Source organism: Flavivirga spongiicola, from assembly GCF_030540825.1.
Lineage (GTDB): Bacteria > Bacteroidota > Bacteroidia > Flavobacteriales > Flavobacteriaceae > Flavivirga > Flavivirga spongiicola.
In genome coordinates this window covers 4,894,441-4,916,595 of sequence record NZ_JAUOEO010000001.1, presented here as the reverse complement: position 1 = coordinate 4,916,595, position 22,155 = coordinate 4,894,441, and the positions used below count along the sequence as shown (strand labels likewise).

Genomic DNA, 22,155 nt, shown 5'->3' with positions numbered 1-22,155 from the left:
ACTAATAACTTGTAATTATGGAATATTTGGTATGGCCACTTTGTTTATAACATGTATAACACCGTTTCCGGCTTGTACATCTACAGCAATTATCCCAATATCAGATACTCCAGATCCATCAGTTATATTGGCAATGTTATTTCCAGTTCCAGGTAGAGTAATAGTTAAATTGTCACCTTGTAAGCTAGGAGCAACTGTATCACCGTTAGGTGTTAAATCCCCGGATTGTACATTTAAACCACCTACAACATGATGCAATAATACCTGAGTTAAAATAGATTCTTCAGGAACGGTTATAGCTGCAAAGGCATCATTAGTAGGAGCGAATATGGTAAAGGGAGGATTAATACCATCACCATTTCCATCGGCAGTTCTACTTAAAATACTAACAAAATCTGTTGCTGGTGTTAATGTAGTCAAAGCATCTACAAGAGTTGAAAAAAGAGGATCTGCGGTTGCAAATGTTACAACCGTTGGTATGCCTATTACAGTGTCAATGGCATGAATAATACCATTTAAACATACAACATCTGCGGTCGTAACACTAGATATACCATTAAAAGTAACACCATCAGAAGTGTCAAAATATAGGCTTAAATTATTCATTCCAGGGCCAGTAGCAAGTGTATTCGTATAGCCTGAACCACCATCAACTAAATTTGTAGAGGTTACTACGCCGCTAACAACATGGTTTAATAAAATATTAGCTAAAGTATCTGTTGGTACATTAGCTAGAGGTGTTCCATCTAAAAAGTCAGTAAAAGCATTAACATCTGGCGCTAATACTGTAAAAGGCCCAGTACCATTTAACACATCTACTAAGCCTCCATCTGCAGCACCCAAAGCAGCAACTAGACTTGTGAAGCTTGAATTAGCCAAAGCATGAGTTACAACAGTAGGCAACCCAATAACGGCATCTACAATGTGAATAATACCATTAGTAGCATCAATATTTGGTGTATCAACATTAGAAACTCCGTTTAATGTTACACCAGAAGACGTATCAACTAACATGCTTAAGTTTAAACCTGTATCCACTTGAGTAGCTGAGGTACTTATATAACCTGTGGATAAATCTGTAGAAGCAAATTCGCCAGCTATGACGTGGTTTAAAAGCACCTGGGTTAATACATCAACAGGAATATCTTCTAGTGAGGCAAAATTATTTGCAGCCAAAAAGGCTGTAAAAGCATCATTTGTTGGAGCAAAGACAGTAAATTGTTGTGAGCCATTTAATGTATTAACTAAGCCAGCACGTTGTAAAGCTGAAACCAAACTACTTAAGCTTGGTGTAGCTTGTGCTAATTCAACAATAGTTTCCGGAACAAATTCTACGGTGTTGTCATCATCATTACTACATGACCCTAATAATATCAGTGCTAAGAATAAAAATAGTAATTTTTTAAGAGCATTTAATCGTTTCATAATTTCTATAATTTTATTTTGTTTAACAAAAATAACAAATAATTAAACAAAAAATGAAATTTTGTTCAATTATTTTTTAAAATAGTTAAACAAAAATATTTTTAAAACATTTATCCATCCCTTTTGAGGTGTATCATTTTCTCCAATTATATGTATCTTTGCAGCCTAATTTGTGTAAAATGAAAAGAGTCATTATTGGACTTTCTGGAGGTGTAGATTCCAGTGTTGCTGCTTATTTATTAAAAGAGCAGGGGTACGAGGTTATTGGCTTGTTTATGAAAAACTGGCATGATGATTCTGTGACTATATCTAACGAATGCCCTTGGTTAGATGATAGTAATGATGCCATGTTAGTTGCCGAAAAATTAGGAATACCATTTCAAACGGTAGATTTAAGTGAGCAGTATAAAGAACGTATAGTTGATTATATGTTTCATGAATATGAAAAAGGTAGAACACCAAACCCAGATGTACTTTGTAATAGAGAGATTAAGTTTGATGTTTTTATGAAAATTGCTCTAGATCTTGGAGCAGATTATGTCGCTACGGGTCATTATTGTAGAAAAGGAGCACTTCAAAAAGGAGACAAAGAAATATATCAATTACTTGCTGGAGTTGATGCTAATAAAGATCAGTCTTATTTTTTATGTCAGTTATCTCAGGATCAACTAGCGAAGTCCTTATTTCCAATTGGAGAGTTAACAAAACCAGAAGTACGGGAAATAGCGACTAAATTGGATCTGGTAACTGCCGAAAAGAAAGATTCTCAAGGCTTATGCTTTATAGGGAAAGTAAAATTACCAGATTTCCTTCAGCAACAGCTAAAACCAAAAGAAGGTGTTATTGTAGAAATACCCAAAGAGCAAGATGTTTTTGGTCATGTTGAGACTCAATTTAATTCAGAAGAAGAGAAATTAAAATATTTATCTCGTAAGATCGATTATAAGATTGACTATGGAAAAATAGTGGGCAAACATCAAGGTGCTCATTATTTCACCAAAGGGCAGCGTAAAGGATTGGCTGTAGGTGGTACTTTAGAACCGTTATTCGTAATTGACACCGATGTAGATAAGAATGTTATTTATACTGGACAAGGAAAAGAGCACCCTGGTTTATTCAAAAAGGCATTGTTTGTAACTAATCAAGAACTACATTGGATTCGTGAAGATTTAAAACTTGGTTTAAATGAAACTATGGAAGTTATGGCTAGGATTCGTTATAGACAATCATTACAAAAAGCTGTGTTATATAAAGTAGAAAGTGGCTTATATGTTGAATTTGAAGCATTTCAATCTGCAATCACCGAAGGGCAATTTGTAGCATGGTATTTAGAAGATGAACTTATAGGTTCTGGAGTTATTTCCTAATAGATAAAATTATATGAATAACAGAATTACTGAATTATTTGATATTAAATACCCGATTGTTCAAGCGGGTATGATTTGGAATAGTGGTTGGCGATTAGCATCGGCAGCAAGTAATTCTGGTATTTTAGGGCTCATTGGAGCCGGATCAATGTATCCTGATGTTCTAAGAGAGCACATCCAAAAATGTAAAAAAGCTACTGATAAACCTTTTGGGGTTAATGTACCTATGTTGTATCCTAATATTGAGGAAATCATGGATATTATTGTAGAAGAAGGTGTGAAAATTGTATTTACATCTGCGGGGAACCCTAAAACATGGACGCATTGGTTAAAGGAAAGAGGGATTACAGTAGTACATGTTGTTAGTAGCGTGAAATTTGCTTTAAAAGCACAAGAAGCTGGAGTCGATGCAGTGGTTGCGGAAGGCTTTGAAGCAGGTGGACACAATGGTAGAGATGAAACGACTACGTTGACACTTATCCCTATGGTTAAAGAACAGGTTCGTATTCCAGTAATAGCTGCTGGAGGTATAGCCACAGGAAAAGCGATGTTAGCAACCATGATTTTGGGAGCAGATGGCGTACAGGTAGGGAGTCGGTTTGTTGCCAGTGTTGAAAGCTCAGCGCATGAAGCATTTAAAAAAGTAGTTGTTGATGCTAAAGAAGGGGATACTCAATTAACTTTAAAAGAACTAGCCCCTGTACGTTTAATAAAGAATAAATTTTATAACGATATACAAGCTTTATACAAAACAGGACCAACAGTTGAGGAACTTAAAAATTTATTAGGTCGTGCCAGGGCAAAAAAAGGCATGTTTGAAGGCCAATTGGAGGAAGGAGAATTAGAAATCGGACAAATTGCAGGCTTGATTCACGATGTTAAACCAGTATCAAAAATTGTTGAAGATATGGTGCAAGAGTATGAAGAAGCTAAAAAAAGAATACCTAGTTTATAAATGTTTAGTCGAAAAGAATTCCCAGAGGCTCAGCCTCGGGTTTCCATTGAAATTCTTTATTTTTTAGGTAATTCACTCAGAGGGATTTGATATAATCGACTTGATCCATTGTCATATTTATTAAACTCTATTATTAACTCATTTATAGGTAATGGGCTTTTAAAATCTATTTTGGTATTATCTTGTTTACTTGTAAAGTATAAAGTATTTGTTTTATTATCAACAAAAGGACAATAATCCATTTTACTCGTGTTAATGCTTTCTCCTAAGTTTTTAGCTTCTAACCACTCATTATTAATATGATAACTAATGTATAAGTCACCACTACCATAACCTCCTTGTTTGTTATAACAACCGTAAATTAAATACGATTCGTCAGGTGAAATAAAAGCATTGTATTCATAACCTGCAGAGTTTACTGTATTAGGTAAGGTTTTGGGCTCTGAGTATGTTCCATTAGTAAAGACACTTACGTAAATATCATCTTTACGTTTTAAATTTGGATTATCTCTAGTAAAATAAAAATTACCATTGTTAGCTATTGAAGGATAAAATTCGCCATGCTCTGTATTAATGGGCGCCCCTATATTTATAGGTTGTGACCAATCGCTATTTAGTGTTGCTCGTTCTGCATACCATATATCAAAATCTTTGGGTTTATTTGATGAAGCATCTAAAGGTCTGGTAGAAACAAAATAAATCTTTAAACCATCATTAGAGAAGAAAGGTTCTAGATCAAAATGTTGCCCAGAAAACGAAGCTACTTGCGGAGTGCTCCATGTATCTCCTTCATTTTTTATAGTTATTATGGCTGATAGAGTACCCATAACGCTTTGTGCAGAAAACATAATTTCTTTTCCGTTTGGAGAGATAGCTATGTCACGAACATTTGGAAACTGTTTTACAATTTCAGGTATAAAGGGTTTAGCTGTTTGTTGTGAAAAGCCTAAAAATATATTAGATATAAAGATTAATAAGTATAGATGCCTCATAAGAAATGTATTTTTTACAAGATACTAAAAGAGAAGATTTAGAATTCTAAAAGGAATGTTAATCTTAAAAAATAAAAAAAGGAGGAATTTTAAATTCCTCCTTGAAATACTGAAACTTCTAAGCTAATATAATTTTTAATCCCTTTAAATTAAAAAGCTAAATGTTTAAAGTACTGTTTCTTATTTAGTTTGCTTTTTACAGCGCAACGAATGTATGAAAATACTACAGTAAATAGTTTAAAAGTCATATAGAGTTATTAACAATTATTAATTTTTTAAAAAAAACTAAAAGAAGATTACAAAAGCCACAAAAATATAAGGCTAAAGTTTACTTTTGCCTAATGCAATTAAAAGACTATACCAAAGAATTTAAGTATAATTGGAAATTAGCTTCTCCTGTTATGTTAGGTATGTTGGGGCATACCTTTGTTAGTTTTGTTGATAATATCATGGTAGGACAATTAGGAACTGCCGAGTTAGCTGCGGTGTCCTTGGGTAATAGTTTTATGTTTATTGCCATGTCTTTAGGTATTGGTTTTTCTACGGCTATAACACCTTTAATAGCTGAAGCTGATGCTGCAAAAGATTTTATAAAAGGAAAATCATCCTTTAAACATGGCTTGTTTTTGTGTACAGTTTTGGGAGTATTATTATTCTTAATGGTATTTTTTGCAAAACCCCTCATGTATTTTATGAAACAGCCGGTAGAGGTTGTAGAGTTAGCAATTCCGTATCTGGATTTAGTTGCCTTTTCTTTAATTCCTTTGATTATTTTTCAAGGTTTTAAACAGTTTAGTGATGGATTGTCCATGACTAAATATCCTATGTATTCAACTTTATTAGGTAATATTATAAATGTCGTTTTAAACTATTTATTAATTTTTGGAAAGTTTGGATTTCCAGAGCTCGGCATTGTAGGAGCAGCTTATGGCACTTTGGTCTCACGTATTATTATGGTTTGGCATTTATGGTTTTTACTTAAAGGAAAAGAGAAATCGAAAGCATTTGTAACAAATATTAAGTTTTTTGTTTTAGATAAATTAATGCTTAATAAAATTATCAATTTAGGAGCACCAAGTGCTATGCAAATGTTTTTTGAGGTAGCCATTTTCACTGCTGCTATATGGTTAAGTGGTTTACTGGGGAAAAATCCGCAAGCAGCAAATCAGATAGCGCTTAATTTATCGTCTATGACATTTATGGTAGCTATGGGATTAAGTGTAGCTTCTATGATTCGGGTTGGTAATCAAAAAGGACTAAAAGCATATTATGAATTACGTCGTATTGCATTTTCTTTATTTTTAATGGGAACCATGTTGGCTATTGGTTTTGCTTTGCTATTCTTTATATTTCATAATCAATTACCAAAGCTATATGTAGATTTTAACGATGCTAAGAACTTAATTGATAATACAGAAGTGGTAGGTATTGCATCTAAATTATTAATAGCGGCAGCTATATTTCAAATAAGTGATAGTATTCAAGTTTTAGTTTTAGGAGCTTTACGCGGCTTACAAGATGTTAAAATACCAACCATTATTACATTTGTATCTTATTGGTTGGTTGGATTTCCTGTGAGTTGGTTTTTTGGCAAAGAAGATGCTTATGGTAGTTTTGGCATCTGGCTGGGATTACTGGCAGGTTTGACTACAGCGGCTATATTGTTGTATATTAGATTTAATTATTTGACTAAAAAGTTAATAAAATTAAGTTAATAATACCTTAAATATTTAAAGTTTAAAAGTTGCGTAATGATGAATAAGAAGTTTGCTAAAAACTAAAAAAAAACAATTAAGTTTGCTAACGAAATTATAAAACTTTAAATACTTAAGGCACTTCTAACTCAAAACTAAGAGAGATGACACTTCCAAAATTTATACTTGGCGATAATACGGATTACCCAAATGCTATTTTTGTAATTCATACCGAATTCCCTAGATTTATTATAAATCTTGAAGATGACGACGTAGAATGGTTTGAAGACTTTGATGTTGAAGACCAAAAGGAACTGGGAAAGGAAACAGAAAATGCTATTAAATTAGCTACAGAGTTTTACGATAGCGAAGTGGCAAAATATGAAGATTAGTATATATAATAAATGATAAATCAACTTTTAGAATACGACACCGAGTTATTTTTGTTTTTAAACAATTTAGGTTCCGAACCTTGGGATAATTTGTGGTTAATAATAACAAACAAGCTTACGTTCATTCCGTTATATGCTATCTTGTTGTATTTACTTTATAAAAAATATGGGCTAAGATCATTGCTTGTTTTTGTAGTTGTTGTGGCCTTAATGATAACTTTTACAGATCAAATCACCAATGTGTTTAAGCGAGGATTTCAACGTCCAAGACCTTGCGGAGAGGCTGATTTAATTGATCAAATGCGGTTTATAGCAGTACGGTGTGGAAAATACGGATTCTTTTCAGGACATTCATCTAATTCTATGGCAGCAGCTGTCTTTGCCGGTTTAATGCTTAAACAATATTATAAGTACCTTATTTTTATTTTGTTATTTTGGAGTGCAGTAGTAGCTTATAGCAGGATTTATGTAGGTGTACATTATCCGTTAGACATTGTTTGCGGATTAACATTTGGTGCGATAGCTGGATTCCTATTTTACAAATTGGGTAAGTATTTTTTAAAAAGATATATAGTGAACTCATTTTGACTTTTTCTATTTCGTAAAAAAAAGACACGAATTACACGAATTTTCAGGAATGATACCTGTTGACAGGCTATAATTCCTGAAAATTCGTGTAATCCGTGTCTAACTTTTATATTCATTACATGTGTCAATATTTGTGTAACACGGTAGTTCTTTTCAAAGGGAGGATAATTTCGATTTTATCGAAATTTAGGAGGGTTAAATTCAAACTGTAAATGGTATAAGTCTTCAAAGTACTATTTATTTAGAATTAAGAAATCTTTTTTATAATATTCCTATTTGTTTTCGATACATCAAATCATGGATATGACACTCAAATTGGTCTTAGGCTTTTATTTGGAACAAACTTCATATTTATTAAGATGAGTTCAGTATAGAAACCTCAAATCGAGTTATACGAGTTGAGAAGAATTAAAAATATCAAAAAAGGATCATTTAATACATCGTTCAAAGTTTGTTTACCCCTTTTTTCTGATTACTCACCAAGAATACCATCATGCTTACCATATTAATTTTATTAATCTTATTGAGCAAAGTATTTTTGTTCCTATATCTTAAAAAAAGAGTCCTACTTAAAAAAAAAACATGAAAAAATTATTTAAAGCAAGTGTATTTTTATTAATTATTTTACTTATTGGATGTAGTTCCGATGATGATAATACTCCCTCTATTCCAGTACAGGTAGATTTAACAGCCGCAAAATTAAACGATTTTCAATTCTCAGAAGTTACATATACAAATATTGAGATGCGTCAGCCAGAAATTGTTGAAGGGAAAGAAAAAACATCAGGTCAGATTACCGTTACTATCCCAGCAACAGCAGATAATCTTAGTTTGAGTTTAGCTTCTGTTAATTTTGACGAATCTAAATTTACAATATCTCCTGAAGTTGGGGCTATACAGTCATTTGAAGGAGGAACTGTTATTGTCTATACTATTACATCTAAGGAAAATCCGGAACAAAGTATTCGGTATCTCGTTTCTGTAATGAAAGAAAATGTGCAACCTGAAGAAAAATTCGAGATTACAGGTTTTAGATTCGAGCAGTCCAAAAACCAAACGTTGTCCTCAACTGTTGAAGCTGTTAAAATAGTCGAGTATCCAGGTATCAATTGGAATGCTATATTTATCTTGGTTCCTGTAGGAACAGATTTAACTAATCTGATTCCATCTATAGATTTTGAAGGAGGATCTCTGGAATATAAACAAGGTAGCGGTAGCTTTACAGCATATCCAACAACAGATCTCAATGTTGATTTTACAAGTGACTATGATTATTTAAGTTTTAGAGATAAAAACGAATTTGTTTTGTCAATTAATAGTCAAGACTTACAAAAGAACTATCGTGTTATTGTAGATGTAGAAACCCCAATTGTGTTAAACAAAAATTCTGTAACAACTACTGATGTAGAAGAAGGAGACACTCGGAATTTTTTGCTTAAATGGGTTAATAAAGGTAATCATCCGATAGAAAGAAATCTCAAGGCAAGTAATTATATAGATAAAACATCGGATAATAAGGGTAATATATTTGCTTCTTTTTTAGAAGTATCCGATCCATTGCAAGGTGCATATATAAAACCAGGAGAGGAAGGAAATGCACTTGTTAAAGTAAATGCTAATGGTGTTGCCATTGGAAGCTATGATGTCGATATTGTATTTTCTCCAAAATATGATGTAAATCGGGCAAGAATTAATGATATAATTGATGACCTAAATCCAATAGAAGACATATTTAGAGCATTAACATTGAATGTTAAAACAACAGTAATTGCAAAAAACAATTAAGGAGGTATTGAAAAAATATAATATCAGATAAATCCTAATAATTATAAACTAGAGGTTAAACCTTATTTAAGGTTTAACCTCTAGTTATGTAAAATACGTTATTAGGATTGATTTCTTAATAATTTTAGGATTAAATCATTTCTTAATAGATTTTATTTTGCAACACAATATTAGTGTTTTTTTGTAGTTTTCAGGATAGCTATTTAAATAGCAGTTTTGTGCTCAAATCTAAAATGTGTTTATGGTAATTGGTAATAAAAAAGTACTCATAGTTGAAGATGAATTTTCTATTGCATTAGATATTAAAACCAGTTTAAAAAAAATAGGATATAATATTGTAGGGATAGCGAGTAATTATAAAGAAGCAATGAGGTATGCAGAGGAAGAGATGCCTGATGCTGTCATTATGGATATTAATATTTCTGGAGAAAAAAATGGCGTTGAAGCAGCAAAAGATATTTATGATAAATATAAAATCCCAATTGTTTTTTTAACTGCTTATGGTGACGACAATACATTTAAAGAAGCTTTGAAATCTAGGCCTTTTGGGTTTTTACTAAAACCTTTTAATATAAAGGAACTGTCTTTTTCAATTCAAATAGCATTACAGCAAAGGGTTGAAAACGAAGCCCCTAAATCTACAATGTCTAATAATACAGTTCCTAATAATAAAATATCAGAAACCTTATTTATTAAAGATAAATCACAACTTATAAGTGTTAAGATAAAAGATATTTTATGGGTAGAAGCTATGGATAATTATACTCAAATCATTACCAAGGATAAAAAGATTTTGGCAAATATGTTTTTAAAAGAGTTCTATGAAAAAGTACCACAAGATAAATTTTTAAGAATTCACAGATCGTATATGGTTGCTTTAGATAAAATCGATAAAATAGAAAACAGGTTTGTTTTTATAGAGGCACACCGAATACCTATAAGTAAAGCATATAAAAGTCAATTATTAGAACGATTAGATATTTTATAATATGAAGAAAATATTACCTTTTTTTAAGAGATTTTTTTATTTCTTTTCCTTATTTTTTTATGTTTTATTAACTGCTCAAACAGACAGTTTAGAACAAAAAATAGTTAAAGCTTCCAAGGAAGAAAAGATCGAAATTTATATGCAATTGGCTAATAAATACAGTAAAATAAAAGTAGATAAAGCCATAGATTATGCGAAACAAGGGTTAGAACTGGTAAAAACTGAAAATAGTAAATACACAGGTTTTTTCTATTTGAGGCTTGGATACTTCCATAATGATAAATCTGAACATGTAAAAGCACTGTTTTATTATAAAAAGGCATTAGAAGTATCAGAGGCACTAAACTACGAATTAGGAATCGGGAAGTGCTATCAAAATATAGCGGTAACTCATGTAAAAATGGGAAATTATGACAAGGCCCTTGATTATGACCTGAAAGCTCTCAAGATTTATGAAAAAAATAACGATGAAAACCTTATTACAGGATTAGTAGGTAATATAGGTTCCCTCTATTCTTGTCGATTAAAAGATGACGAGAATGGTTTATTATATTATAATAGAGCATTGGAAATGTCGAAAAAAACAGGGAATAATGAGTTTAGATCGCATATTCTTGGAGCTGTTGCTGAGATGTATATCCGGCAAAAAGAGTTTGCAAAGGCAAAAAAAGTGTTAAAAGAATCTCTTGATATTGCAGAAAAAGCTAATTACCCAAGAGTTGTTATATCTGTATTGAGTAATCTATCTCTAATTAGTATAGAGGAAAAAAAATATAAAGAAGCATTAATGTATTCTAAAAGAGTATTGAAAATGCGTTTAGAATCTGGGTATACTGAAGATAATACATTAACATATTTAACACTAGCAGATATATACGAAAAACTTGACGATATAAAGGCTACAGAATTCCATTATAATAAAGCATTGTCGGAAGCTAAAACATCAAAAGCTTTGCCTCAACTTTCAAGAGTATATGAAGCACTTCATGAGTATGCTAATAGAAGAAAGGATTACAAGAAAAGCTACGAATATGTACTGAAATATAATAAGGCTAAAGATTCTTTGTTTACCATAAAAAAAGATAAACAACTAAAGGAAGTGCAGGCGAAATTTGGTTTGGAAAACAAAGAAAAAGAGATTCTATTGTTAACTAATGAAAACAAAATTAAAGCATTAGAAAATCAAAACCAAAGTACAACACAAGTCTTGTTAATAATGGGGTTGATGACATTAACAATCATTTTGTTAACCCTATTCGGTGCCTATAAAAATAAGCAAGGAAACAATAAAATTCTTGCAGAAAAGAATGAGGTTATATCACAAACCCTAAAGGATCGTGAAATACTATTGAAAGAAGTACATCATAGGGTTAAAAATAATTTGCAGATAGTATCAAGTTTATTAAGGCTTCAGTATAAATTTGGGAACCATAAAAGTTCTACCGAAATCTTGCAGGAAATTCAGGATAAAATACATGCCATGTCTATTATACATGAAAGATTATATAAATCCAATAATTTATCATTGATTAATTTACAAACGTACCTTGATAATTTATTAAGTCATTTTAATACTAGTTATGATCTTCCAGAACAAAACATAACAATAACTACAGCCATAGATAATATAAATCTTGGTATGGATCGTCTGGTGCCTTGTGGTTTAATAGTTAATGAAATAATAGCTAACAGTATCAAATATGCATTTCAGGATAATACCAATGGTCATATTAGTATAAAGGCTTCAAAAAATAAGGATACATGTACACTTACAATACAAGATACAGGAATTGGTTTTCCAGAGAATTTCGAGATGGAGAGTAGCCAGTCTTTAGGAATGCAACTCATACAGGGGTTGACAAAGCAAATTAAAGGCACTGTAGAAATTATTTCTAACCCCGGTGCATGTTATACCATTACGTTCAGTATGGCTGGATAAATAAAGTAGCTGTATTAACTCACCCATTGTTTCAGCACGTTTACCACTTAAATGAATAGGCTCACCATATTAATTTAGTAGTAGATTAATAATTCTATAAGTTTATTCCCCAAATGAAATAAAGAATTAAAAAGAAATGACAAAAATTTTAAAACTACAAAATATCGGAATCATATTGTTTTCTGTATTTTTTATGATGAGTTGTGATTCTGATGAAGAAAACAACCAAACACCAACAGAGGTTAATATAGAAGAGGCTAAACTTTCCGGTTTCCCATTATTTGGAATACAACATACAGGAATAGAAATTGTCCAACCTGTGATTACAGATAATAAAGAAGTAACCTATGGAGAGATAAAAATTACAGTACCTAGTACAACTTCTTTGGATAATGTAAATGTATTAATCACTTCTGAAGAACTTAATTTGAGTAAGTTTAGTATTTCTCCAGGTAATAATGATGCTGGCTTATCTTTTGAAGATGAAAAAATACATGTATATACGATTAGTACTGCCACAGGTAGTAAAGAAGTATTACTACATTACAATGTTAGTATCATTAAGGAGGTTCCGGAAGTTCCTGAAACTCTAAAAATAACAGGTTTTACTTTCGAGAAAAGTAAAAACCCAAGCCTGTCTGCTGATGTTACGATTGCAAGAATAATTGAAGAGGTAGGCAGAGATAAAATATATGTTTTTGTACCATTAGGTACAGATTTCACAGATTTAGTACCAACGATAACTTATGACGGAACAAAGTTATATTATACACAAGATTCGTCGTCGACATCAACTACAGAATACCCAGCAGCAGATACCAGTTTTGATTTTGCATATCCGAAATCTTTTATATTGTCTGTTAAAGATAAAAATAACGATAAGTTTAGAAGCGCTTCAGTAATTGTAGATGTGATCAATCCTGTTAAAATAGAAACGACTTCCATTACAACGCCAGATACGAAAGAAGGCGATTCAGGGAGCTTTATTGTAACAAAATGGATTAATCAAGGAAATCATATACTTGAATATCAAAAAGCAACCACTTATGAAGATATAAGCCCGGTTATTACCCCTCCGACAAATGTAATTACTGCGTTGAGGTTTTTGCCTGGCGGTGGTTTAATACCTGGGGCAAGCGCAGATGTTAAAGTGCACGTAAATTTAGGTCTTAATAATTTTCCAGAAGGAACCTATAAATCAACGGCCGTATTTTATTCCAAAATAAAATATAATGCAGATGTTAGTGATCTGTTAGAACCGGCAAAACTAACTATAACTTCAAAGATTGTTAAGTAATAAAGTAACTGATTAATAGCAAATAAATAGTTCATAAAACTAATTAATCTTGTACTTGTTTTAAGCCTGAATAGTGATACCTCTATTCAGGCTTTTTATTAGTGAAACTCTGTTTTGAAAAGTTGCGAAGCAAAGCATTCAAAATAGATAGTTGAACTAATCCCGCTGAAAATCGGAATCCTAGGTTTAATACCTCGGTCCTATGGGTGATTTTCAAGGTCAAGAGCTTGCTTGCCCTAGAGTTTAATCCCTTTTATTAAATAAAAAAATAGTATAAAACTGTTTAAAGAAGTTTAATCCATTAAATCTTTCTAGAGCTAAACAAATATTTAGGTTTTTAATCCCATTAAATAATCAGCAGCTGCAAACGGAGTGGTTTTATTAGTTTCAATAAGGAGCAATTGTTTTGAAAGTTCTTTTTTGATTTTCGGACGATTAAAAAACGCAGATTTTAATTGTTCTTCAATGGTTTGAATGAGCCAAAATTTATTTTGTTCGTTTCGTTTTTTATTAAAGTATCCATTCTTTGTTGTCGTTTCTGCATAGTCTAAAATAATACGCCAAATCGAATCAATACCTTCATCGTTTAAGGCACTACAAATCGTAACTTTTGGTTGCCAGCTAGAAGATTTTTCAGGGTAGAGATGAAGTGCCCTGTTAAATTCTACCTTAGCAAGTTTAGCAGGTTTTAAATTATCACCATCCGCTTTATTAATAGCAATCGCATCTGCCATTTCTATAATGCCTCGTTTTATACCTTGCAGTTCATCACCTGCACCGGCTAATTTTAATAATAAAAAGAAATCGACCATACTATGTACAGTGGTTTCACTTTGGCCAACACCGACGGTTTCAATAATAATAACATCAAACCCGGCGGCTTCACATAAAATTATAGTTTCTCTGGTTTTTCTGGCGACACCGCCTAATGAATCTCCTGAAGCAGATGGACGTATATAAGCATTAGCATCTTTTACTAAATCTTCCATTCTGGTTTTATCACCTAAAATACTGCCTTTTGTAAGTGAACTACTAGGGTCTATTGCCAGAACAGCAATGCGTTTTCCTTTAGAAGTTATATGTTTGCCAAAGGTTTCTATAAAAGTACTTTTTCCAACCCCGGGAACCCCAGTAATACCAATACGAACAGATTTATTTGCATGCGGTAAACATGCTTTTATTATGGTATTTGCCTTTTCTAAATGTGTGGGATTTTTACTTTCAACTAAAGTAATGGCCCTACTTAAAGCTGTAATGTCTCCATTTAAAATAGAGGTCACTAAAGCATCTGTATTAATTTCAGATCTACGCTTCTTTTTAATAGCTTTGATGGTAGATTTATTAGTGATTTCAGAAATTGAAACACCTTTTTTTTCTTTAAGTGCAGATTTTTTTTCTTTTGCCACGAATAAACAAATGTTTGTCTAATTTACTATTTTATTTGAGAAAACGTATTACTGCAGCTGAACATTGATTACAGAATATTTATTTAAGAGGCACAGCAACTTTTACATCATCCCATGCCATTGTTAAAAATAAATTATCAGTAGAATTATCGAAAGCTATAGTAAATTGTTCTACTGTAGCTGGTAATTTCTGCACAGGAATCTCAATATTTAAAACATCATAATTAGGGTTCCACATTGGTTTCATGTCAGAATCGACACCCCAGGCATATTGTTTAGAATTAAATATAACGGTCCAGGTTGTATCTTTAGGAACCGTCCAAAGGGTATATTTACCCATAGGTAAAGGCATGCCTTGTACTTCAAGGGTTTGGTTCGTTTCAAAAGTAGTAGCTTCATTAGCTCCTGTGCGCCAAACTTTATTAAAAGGTACTAAAGCACCAAAAATCGCTCTATTTTTTTTAGAAGGTCTATTATAAAACACTTCAAGTTTTAGATCATTAAGTTTAAATTCTACAGTATCTTTAGGACTTAGCCGTGAAGAAAAGATATTTTCAACAAAAAAAGAGTATAGAAATAGCCCTAATGCTATTATGGATAAAAGAATTAATATACGCTTCAAAAAGGTATTCATATTGGGTGTTTTAAGAGGTTATAAATATACTTTAAAAAGAAATGATTATTAATAATGTTAACACAGATTTTTGAATTTTCTTATTTGAGAAGTGCATTAAATTTTTGATTGAATTGAAAAACAGCTGATTTTTGTTCATTTTGCAGTTTTTTAAGGCTTATAGCTTTACTACAAAGTAATTAAAAGACAAAAAAGGGATGAAAGCGCGCATTTTGTAACCGTTTTTAAAAACATGTGGTAAGCTTGACAGGACAGTTTAAGCCACTTCCATAATTAAAAAAAACATTTTTTTTGCAACACTTCATTTTTTTTATCGTCTTTTAAAATGAACTAACTTATAACCAAAAGTAGAATTAGCATGTTTCAAGTTGACATTATTGAAAAATGTAAACAAAACAATCGCAAAGCACAATTACAGTTGTACAACCAGTACTGTGATGGTATGTATATTGTTGCTAAACGATTTTTAAAAGATGCTACCGAAGCTGAAGATGTAGTACAAGAAGCTTTTGTTAAGGCTTTTACTAAACTGGATCAATATAAAGCAGAAGTGACTTTTGGAGCTTGGTTAAAACGTATTGTCGTTAATAAAAGTATTGACTTTTTAAAATCTAAAAAACAACAACTTGTTGAATTAGATGAGGTGCACCTAAAAGTGGTCGATACAACACATGATGACAAATGGTTAGTAGATGATGCAATTACATTAAACGATGTGAAAATTGCAATTAATAAATTACCTGAGAAGTATCAATATGTTGTGATGCTTTATTTAATTGAAGGATATGATCATCAAGAAATTTCAGAGATTTTGAATATTTCTGAAGTCGCATCCAGAACACAATTATCAAGAGGTAAAAGTAAATTACAGGAACTGTTAATACTTAAAAAAAATGGCACGAGATATTAGAGAATTGTTCAAAGATGATAAAGTAACGGATGTAAAGATGTCTGAAAACCATCAAGAAAGATTTCTTAAAAAGCTAGATGAAGCCATGCCAGCAGCGAACAAATCTAAATTTAATTGGATGCGCATAGCTGCAAGTGTTCTGCTGTTTATAGGTTTAGGGTTTAGTGCTTTCAAGTTTTTTCAACCACAGGTTGAGAATCCAATAGAGGTGGTAAAGACTAAAACTGTTGAAACAAAAACCTTGGGAGATGTGTCTCCCGGACTTAAAAAAGTTGAAGATTATTATTTGGCGAGTATTAATTTAGAGCTATCTAAAATGAAATATACTCCAGAAACCAAAGATCTTTTTGATGGGTATTTGTTGCAATTGGATGAACTTGATAAGGAATATAAACGTTTATCGACGGAATTAAACGAGTCAGGACCGAGTGAGTTAACAGTGAATGCATTAATTGATAATTTAAAGTTTCGTTTAAATCTTTTATACCGTTTAAGAGATCAATTAAAAAAAATAAATGCTTCAGATAGTATTACAGAAGAAGTAGGATAATCAATTTAAAAATCAAAAAATGAACAAGACAATTATAAAAATCAAACTATTAGTTTTAAGCTTTTTTATTACTGGCGGGCTAATGGCACAACAAAAATTAAACAAAGTATCGCAATCTATAAAAGTAGATAAAGATGTTACTATTGATTTAAATACGAGCCATTGCAATATTGTATTTGATACATGGAATAAAGATATTATTGAAATAGAAGCTTATATTGAGGGTGATGATTTAAGCAAAGAAGCGTTAGAGAATGCTTTAGAGGACTGGGATGTCGATGTTGATGCTTCAATGGGTGAAGTGGAGATTAGAACGAAAGGAACAAGAGCAAATACTTGGGTTTACAACTCAGGTTATGGAGATAATGAGGCTGTACATGCTGTATTAGAAGAGTTAAAGTTTGAATTAGCGGATTTACCAGAAGTTATAGTTGACGGGGTAGAATTAGATATAGACTTTGAAATGCCAGAACTTCCCGAAATGCCAGAGGTACCAGAATTGCCTGAATTGCCAGAATTGCCAGAAGGTGTAGATGGAATTCAGTTTGATTACAAAGCATATAAAAAGGATGGTGAAAAGTATTTAGAAGAATATTCAAAAAAATTCGAATCGCAGTATGGTAAAGATTATGCTAAAAAAATGGAAGCATGGGGTGACAAATTTGGAAAAGAATGGGAAGATAAGTATGGCAAGCAAATGGAAGAGTGGGCTGCTAAATTTGATGAAAAATGGGAAGAAAAATATGGAAAGCGAATGGAAGAATGGGGGAAGCGCTTTGCTGAAAAAATGGAAAGACAAGCTACCCGTATTGAAGCTCAGGCGAGACATTTAGAAAAACAGCATGCACAACACGAAAAAATGCGAGAAAGACACGAAAAAGTACGAGAAAGACATGCCAAAGAACGAGAAAAGCATGCACAAAAGAGAGAGGAGCTAGCAAAAAACAGAAAAGTTCTAATTGAAAGATTGGTTAATAAAGAATCTAATTCTAAGGTTAAAAAAACTATTAAAATAAAAATGCCTAAAAAGGCTAAATTAAAGGTTAATGTTAGACATGGTGAAATAGAGTTTGCCGCTAATGTTGATAATTTAAAAGCAGAGTTGTCACATACAAAGTTTACAGCACATAGCATTAATGGAAGTTCTACTTCCGTTAATGCTTCATACTCGCCTGTTTATGTAAACTATTGGAATTTAGGAGAACTAAACCTTCGTTATACAGAAAATGTTGAATTAGCTCATGTTAAGCATATGGTTCTAAATTCAAATTCATCTAATACTACTATAAAGCATTTATTAGGAAGTGCTATCATTGATGGTAATATCGGTGATTTAAAAATTTTAGATATAGATGATGCTTTTTCTAACTTAAATGTTATCATTCAAAATAGCAATGTGGTTATTTCATTACCTAAAGTAGCGTATAATTTACAGTATAAAGGAAATCGTTCGCATGTAAGCCACCCCAAAGAAAAACTTAGCCATAATGCTTCTAATTTTTCTACGGGGAGCCTAGCAAGTGGAAAAAGTATTCTTGTAAATGCTAAGTACAGTAATGTGACTATGCAGTGAGATCAAAAAAGTGATATATTTTGTCATTTAGAGCACTTCGACTGGACTCAGTATAGGCTATAGCGAACCTGCTACCGGTCAGAAAATCTTACTTTACTATAAAATTCAGAATGACACTCTTTAGACCTTTTCTTAATTAAAATGATAAAGGCTGTTTATATATAATACATTAAGTTGAATTGTTAATTTCCATAAGCCCAAGTGATAGATGTTCTATCGTCACTCGACCATCCGGACGGTGTACTGAATCTCCAGTTACAAGTATATACTGCACTTTTCATGACTGAACCACAATTATTATTTTGATGATACGATGGACCATTAGTACCTGGTATCTGACCTCCACCATACTGATCAGAATGTAAATAACCAAGGTTATGCCCAAATTCGTGTATCAACAAAGCCATTGTAGACTCTCCGCCTGCATGGTTTTTAGCTGTATTTACTCTCATCCAGGAGCCAACATTCCCTCCACCGTCTGGTAATGCGGCCCTTGCCCATGCAACTTCATTGGAATTATACCAAGTCCCTATTAGTATATCTGCACTCGATCTATTATATGTTCTACTGAAATTAATATTAGCACTTGATATGCTCCAATGATAAGCAGCCCAAGAAAGTGCGTATTCCAAGTTTGTGGGAAAGCTACTTTCAATATAATACCTAATATTTCTAGAATTATTATAATATACCCCATTTCCATTATAATACCATTGGTTTTTCTCCTGAACATTTCCTTTTTTAGGTGAGTTTTTATCTATATTCCCTTTTAATGCAAAGGGAATCACGATGTCGCCGTGCATAAAACCCTCATCCTTAAAATCTGGTAAAAGATCTACCTCAAAAAAACCTTTTTCAATTAAGTAATTTAAAGTGGCTGTAGCTTCTTTAGATAATGATTGCTTTTCTTGATTTAAACCTTCCTGATCTAAACCATCATTTTGACAACTAACGCATAATAAAATAGTAGCCAAAAAAATACTGAGTTTGAATTTGTGTGTTAACATAATTTTTTAGTTTAAAATTGATATTTAAAATTATGTAATTGTTTAGCATAAAGTTTGAGCTATATTATCATATAGTAATACTTTACTTGCCAATATGTTGTTTTTTTGTGTTAAATAGAAATAAAACTATATTTCTAACTATACGTGCGGTAGGGAGAAAGAGGCGAACTTCTGCCGTGCTCAGTACAGTGTGGCACAAAATAAATAGGCGTTATTAAAAATATTGAAATACTATTGTTTTATAGAGCTTAAGGAGGCTATCTAAAAAAAACTTAATTTTACTAATAATAGAAATAAAATATAGCAGACCTTTTATGAGTGCACCTTCAATAAATAAAGCAAATACACCGGAAGAATTTACGAGCTTAAAAGTAACCACACCAGCGAAAAACAGTGGCGGTTTTAAAGCATTGAAATCAGCGGTTACCCATGCTTCAAAATATATGAAACCTGCAGATGCCATTAAAATTTCGACTAAAATAAATCAAAAAGGAGGGTTTGATTGTCCGGGATGTGCATGGCCAGACCCTGACGATGAGCGCTCATTATTAGGTGAATACTGTGAGAATGGTATGAAAGCGATGTCGGAAGAGATGCAAAAGAAAACAATTGATTATGAGTTTTTTGCAAATCATTCGGTTGAAGAACTTGCCAATTTATCAGATTTTGAAATCGGTAAATCTGGACGTCTTTCAGAACCTATGTTTTTGGCAGAAGGAGCGTCTCATTATCAACCTATATCCTGGGAATCTGCTTTTGAAAAGGTCGGTAACCATTTGAATGCTTTAAATAATCCAGACGAAGCAGTTTTTTATACATCTGGCAGAACTACAAACGAAGCTGCCTTTTTATATCAGTTGTTTGTTCGTGAATTCGGAACTGCTAATCTGCCAGATTGCTCTAATATGTGCCATGAAGCAAGTGGTAGTGCACTTTCTGAAACTTTAGGTATTGGAAAAGGCTCAGTAACCTTAGATGATTTATATAAAGCAGAATTGGTTCTGGTTATTGGTCAGAACCCGGGAACCAACCATCCGAGAATGCTAACAGCTTTAGAAAAATGTAAAAAGAATGGTGGAAAAATTATTGCCATTAACCCGCTACCGGAAGCGGGGCTTATTAAGTTTACAAATCCACAAAGTCCTATTAAATTATTGACTGGAGGGACTAAACTTGCCGATGTGTTTGTGCCTATAACTATTAATGGAGACGTGGCCTTTGTAAAAGCTTTATTACTTAAATTATTAGAGATAGAGGAATTAGAAGGCAACGTGTTTGATAAAGACTTTATTAATGGGCATACGCATGGCTATGATACTTTTATTGCAGATTTAAAACGATTTAATTTTAACGATTGTTTAGAATTGTCTGGTGTAACCAGATCTACTTTTGATGCCGTTTTTGATTTAGTTCTAAACAAGAAGAAGATTATTATTTGTTGGGCCATGGGGCTTACCCAGCATGAGAACGCTGTTGATAATATACGTGAATTAGTAAATCTATTATTATTAAAAGGAAGTATAGGAAAGGAAGGAGCAGGTACGTGTCCAGTTCGTGGACATTCTAATGTGCAAGGGGATAGAACCGTTGGAATATTCGAAGCTGCACCACAAGCCTTTTTAGATAAAATTGAAAATAAATATGGTTTTAAACCCACTGCTAAACATGGGTACTCGGTAATTGACGCGATTAAAGCCATGAACGAGAAAAAAGCCAAAGTGTTTTTTGGTCTGGGAGGTAATTTTATCTCAGCAGTTCCAGATACTAATTATTCTGCACAAGGTTTGTCTAATTGTAATTTAACAGTACATGTAAGTACGAAGTTAAATCGCTCACATTTAGTTACTGGTAAAGAAGCTTTAATATTCCCTTGCTTAGGTCGTGCAGAAAAAGATTATCAAAAAACTGGGATTCAAATCCAAAGCGTAGAAAACTCTATGGGGGTTGTGTCCTCTACCAAAGGTATTTTAGAACCTTGCTCCGATAAACTATTAAGTGAAGTTGCGGTGGTTTGTAATATTGCGCATGCTACTTTAAAAGAGCGACCTAAAATCAATTGGCTTCAATATAAGGATGATTATAATTTAGTTCGTGAAGATATCCAAGAAGTTGTAGAAGGGTTTCAGCATTATAATAAAAGAATTAAACAGCCATCTGGTTTTTACTTACCCAATGGAGCCAGGGAAAGAAAATTTAAAACAGCTACAGGAAAAGCTAATTTCTCTATAAATAAATTGCCAGAATGGAAACTTAAGGATTCAGAATTAATAATGATGACGATACGTAGTCACGATCAATTTAATACCACCATTTATGGTTTAGATGATCGTTATCGTGGTATTTTTAACGAACGACGTATTATTTTCATGAATCGGGAAGATATGAAAATTAGAAATCTTGAAGAAAAACAAGTTGTAAATCTGACTTCAGAGTTCAATGGTAAAATTAGAAAGGCCAATAATTTTAAAGTGGTTGGTTATGATATTCCTAAGAATTGTTGTGCCACTTATTTCCCGGAAACTAATGTATTAGTACCTATAGATAGTTATGCGCATACAGCCAAAACACCAGCATCTAAGAGTATTATTATTAATGTACATGTAGTTTAATAGTATCATGCATTAACCATAATATTTTGTAATATAAGTATTAG

The 22,155-nt window shown here is 32.3% G+C and carries 18 protein-coding genes; 13 read left to right on the top strand and 5 right to left on the bottom strand.

Features of this window, described 5'->3' with window-relative positions; genetic code table 11:
* Positions 1 to 15 precede the first annotated feature (15 nt).
* Positions 16 to 1,425: a fasciclin domain-containing protein gene (locus tag Q4Q47_RS19525; RefSeq protein WP_303308324.1), complete on the bottom strand. Its 1,410-nt coding sequence runs from the start codon at positions 1,423 to 1,425 to the stop codon at positions 16 to 18.
* 179 nt (positions 1,426 to 1,604) lie between these two features.
* Between Q4Q47_RS19525 and mnmA the strand changes: the two genes are divergently transcribed.
* Both mnmA and Q4Q47_RS19515 read left to right on the top strand, forming a co-directional pair.
* Positions 1,605 to 2,792 carry a tRNA 2-thiouridine(34) synthase MnmA gene (gene mnmA / locus Q4Q47_RS19520; protein WP_303308323.1) on the top strand — a complete coding sequence of 396 codons (1,188 nt, stop codon included), beginning with the start codon at positions 1,605 to 1,607 and terminating at the stop codon, positions 2,790 to 2,792.
* 13 nt (positions 2,793 to 2,805) lie between these two features.
* Positions 2,806 to 3,747 (top strand): NAD(P)H-dependent flavin oxidoreductase, encoded by a 942-nt coding sequence (locus Q4Q47_RS19515; protein WP_303308322.1) that lies wholly within the window; start codon positions 2,806 to 2,808, stop codon positions 3,745 to 3,747.
* Between the two features lie 56 nt (positions 3,748 to 3,803).
* Here Q4Q47_RS19515 and Q4Q47_RS19510 read toward each other — a convergent pair whose 3' ends face one another.
* Entirely contained in the window at positions 3,804 to 4,739 is a 936-nt protein-coding gene (locus tag Q4Q47_RS19510; protein ID WP_303308321.1) for a TolB-like translocation protein, read from the bottom strand.
* A 341-nt stretch (positions 4,740 to 5,080) separates the two neighbouring features.
* On the opposite strand from Q4Q47_RS19510, the gene Q4Q47_RS19505 reads away from it, so the two are divergent.
* From Q4Q47_RS19505 to Q4Q47_RS19475, 7 genes are all read left to right on the top strand, one after another.
* Positions 5,081 to 6,454, top strand: a complete 1,374-nt coding sequence (locus Q4Q47_RS19505) for an MATE family efflux transporter (RefSeq protein WP_303308320.1) — start codon at positions 5,081 to 5,083, stop codon at positions 6,452 to 6,454.
* 143 nt (positions 6,455 to 6,597) lie between these two features.
* The gene (locus Q4Q47_RS19500; RefSeq protein WP_303308319.1) at positions 6,598 to 6,825 is read left to right on the top strand and encodes a hypothetical protein; all 228 of its coding nucleotides are present in this window, start codon (positions 6,598 to 6,600) and stop codon (positions 6,823 to 6,825) included.
* Between the two features lie 12 nt (positions 6,826 to 6,837).
* On the top strand, positions 6,838 to 7,413 hold the full coding sequence (locus Q4Q47_RS19495) for a phosphatase PAP2 family protein (protein WP_303308318.1): 576 nt from the start codon (positions 6,838 to 6,840) through the stop codon (positions 7,411 to 7,413).
* Between the two features lie 582 nt (positions 7,414 to 7,995).
* Positions 7,996 to 9,198 carry a hypothetical protein gene (locus Q4Q47_RS19490; protein WP_303308317.1) on the top strand — a complete coding sequence of 401 codons (1,203 nt, stop codon included), beginning with the start codon at positions 7,996 to 7,998 and terminating at the stop codon, positions 9,196 to 9,198.
* A gap of 241 nt (positions 9,199 to 9,439) precedes the next feature.
* Positions 9,440 to 10,186 carry a LytR/AlgR family response regulator transcription factor gene (locus Q4Q47_RS19485; RefSeq protein WP_303308316.1) on the top strand — a complete coding sequence of 249 codons (747 nt, stop codon included), beginning with the start codon at positions 9,440 to 9,442 and terminating at the stop codon, positions 10,184 to 10,186.
* A 1-nt stretch (position 10,187) separates the two neighbouring features.
* The gene (locus tag Q4Q47_RS19480; protein ID WP_303308315.1) at positions 10,188 to 12,125 is read left to right on the top strand and encodes a tetratricopeptide repeat-containing sensor histidine kinase; all 1,938 of its coding nucleotides are present in this window, start codon (positions 10,188 to 10,190) and stop codon (positions 12,123 to 12,125) included.
* 136 nt (positions 12,126 to 12,261) lie between these two features.
* Positions 12,262 to 13,422 carry a hypothetical protein gene (locus Q4Q47_RS19475; RefSeq protein ID WP_303308314.1) on the top strand — a complete coding sequence of 387 codons (1,161 nt, stop codon included), beginning with the start codon at positions 12,262 to 12,264 and terminating at the stop codon, positions 13,420 to 13,422.
* Positions 13,423 to 13,751: 329 nt separating this feature from the next.
* Here the strand turns inward: Q4Q47_RS19475 and meaB are convergent, their stop codons facing one another.
* Positions 13,752 to 14,828 (bottom strand): methylmalonyl Co-A mutase-associated GTPase MeaB, encoded by a 1,077-nt coding sequence (gene meaB, locus Q4Q47_RS19470; protein ID WP_303308313.1) that lies wholly within the window; start codon positions 14,826 to 14,828, stop codon positions 13,752 to 13,754.
* Between the two features lie 79 nt (positions 14,829 to 14,907).
* Entirely contained in the window at positions 14,908 to 15,462 is a 555-nt protein-coding gene (locus Q4Q47_RS19465) for a DUF2911 domain-containing protein (RefSeq protein WP_303308312.1), read from the bottom strand.
* Between the two features lie 358 nt (positions 15,463 to 15,820).
* On the opposite strand from Q4Q47_RS19465, the gene Q4Q47_RS19460 reads away from it, so the two are divergent.
* Genes Q4Q47_RS19460 through Q4Q47_RS19450 form a run of 3 tightly spaced genes read left to right on the top strand, consistent with a single transcriptional unit; the run spans position 15,821 to position 18,495 of the window.
* On the top strand, positions 15,821 to 16,372 hold the full coding sequence (locus Q4Q47_RS19460) for an RNA polymerase sigma factor (RefSeq protein WP_303308311.1): 552 nt from the start codon (positions 15,821 to 15,823) through the stop codon (positions 16,370 to 16,372).
* Complete coding sequence (locus Q4Q47_RS19455) at positions 16,356 to 16,922, top strand: hypothetical protein (protein WP_303308310.1); 567 nt, start codon at positions 16,356 to 16,358, stop codon at positions 16,920 to 16,922. The genes Q4Q47_RS19460 and Q4Q47_RS19455 overlap by 17 nt, the downstream gene beginning before the upstream one ends.
* A 19-nt stretch (positions 16,923 to 16,941) precedes the next feature.
* Positions 16,942 to 18,495: a hypothetical protein gene (locus Q4Q47_RS19450; RefSeq protein ID WP_303308309.1), complete on the top strand. Its 1,554-nt coding sequence runs from the start codon at positions 16,942 to 16,944 to the stop codon at positions 18,493 to 18,495.
* A gap of 182 nt (positions 18,496 to 18,677) precedes the next feature.
* On the opposite strand, the gene Q4Q47_RS19445 is transcribed toward Q4Q47_RS19450, so the two are convergent.
* Positions 18,678 to 19,502: a zinc metalloprotease gene (locus Q4Q47_RS19445; protein WP_303308308.1), complete on the bottom strand. Its 825-nt coding sequence runs from the start codon at positions 19,500 to 19,502 to the stop codon at positions 18,678 to 18,680.
* A gap of 314 nt (positions 19,503 to 19,816) precedes the next feature.
* Here Q4Q47_RS19445 and Q4Q47_RS19440 point away from each other — a divergent pair, with 314 nt between their 5' ends.
* A complete protein-coding gene (locus tag Q4Q47_RS19440; protein ID WP_303308307.1) occupies positions 19,817 to 22,111 on the top strand; it encodes an FdhF/YdeP family oxidoreductase in 2,295 nt (764 codons plus the stop codon).
* Positions 22,112 to 22,155 lie beyond the last annotated feature (44 nt).

What these genes read in the sequence shown, in the direction of transcription:
- Q4Q47_RS19450 (WP_303308309.1), top strand. Translation starts at nt 16,942, where the DNA reads ATGAACAAGACAATTATAAAAATCAAACTATTAGTTTTAAGCTTTTTT.
- Q4Q47_RS19460 (WP_303308311.1), top strand. Translation starts at nt 15,821, where the DNA reads ATGTTTCAAGTTGACATTATTGAAAAATGTAAACAAAACAATCGCAAA.
- Q4Q47_RS19495 (WP_303308318.1), top strand. Translation starts at nt 6,838, where the DNA reads ATGATAAATCAACTTTTAGAATACGACACCGAGTTATTTTTGTTTTTA.
- Q4Q47_RS19440 (WP_303308307.1), top strand. Translation starts at nt 19,817, where the DNA reads ATGAGTGCACCTTCAATAAATAAAGCAAATACACCGGAAGAATTTACG.
- Q4Q47_RS19455 (WP_303308310.1), top strand. Translation starts at nt 16,356, where the DNA reads ATGGCACGAGATATTAGAGAATTGTTCAAAGATGATAAAGTAACGGAT.
- Q4Q47_RS19445 (WP_303308308.1), bottom strand. Translation starts at nt 19,502, where the DNA reads ATGTTAACACACAAATTCAAACTCAGTATTTTTTTGGCTACTATTTTA.
- Q4Q47_RS19515 (WP_303308322.1), top strand. Translation starts at nt 2,806, where the DNA reads ATGAATAACAGAATTACTGAATTATTTGATATTAAATACCCGATTGTT.
- Q4Q47_RS19490 (WP_303308317.1), top strand. Translation starts at nt 7,996, where the DNA reads ATGAAAAAATTATTTAAAGCAAGTGTATTTTTATTAATTATTTTACTT.
- Q4Q47_RS19475 (WP_303308314.1), top strand. Translation starts at nt 12,262, where the DNA reads ATGACAAAAATTTTAAAACTACAAAATATCGGAATCATATTGTTTTCT.
- Q4Q47_RS19525 (WP_303308324.1), bottom strand. Translation starts at nt 1,425, where the DNA reads ATGAAACGATTAAATGCTCTTAAAAAATTACTATTTTTATTCTTAGCA.
- Q4Q47_RS19465 (WP_303308312.1), bottom strand. Translation starts at nt 15,462, where the DNA reads ATGAATACCTTTTTGAAGCGTATATTAATTCTTTTATCCATAATAGCA.
- Q4Q47_RS19505 (WP_303308320.1), top strand. Translation starts at nt 5,081, where the DNA reads ATGCAATTAAAAGACTATACCAAAGAATTTAAGTATAATTGGAAATTA.
- Q4Q47_RS19485 (WP_303308316.1), top strand. Translation starts at nt 9,440, where the DNA reads ATGGTAATTGGTAATAAAAAAGTACTCATAGTTGAAGATGAATTTTCT.
- mnmA (WP_303308323.1), top strand. Translation starts at nt 1,605, where the DNA reads ATGAAAAGAGTCATTATTGGACTTTCTGGAGGTGTAGATTCCAGTGTT.
- Q4Q47_RS19480 (WP_303308315.1), top strand. Translation starts at nt 10,188, where the DNA reads ATGAAGAAAATATTACCTTTTTTTAAGAGATTTTTTTATTTCTTTTCC.
- Q4Q47_RS19500 (WP_303308319.1), top strand. Translation starts at nt 6,598, where the DNA reads ATGACACTTCCAAAATTTATACTTGGCGATAATACGGATTACCCAAAT.
- Q4Q47_RS19510 (WP_303308321.1), bottom strand. Translation starts at nt 4,739, where the DNA reads ATGAGGCATCTATACTTATTAATCTTTATATCTAATATATTTTTAGGC.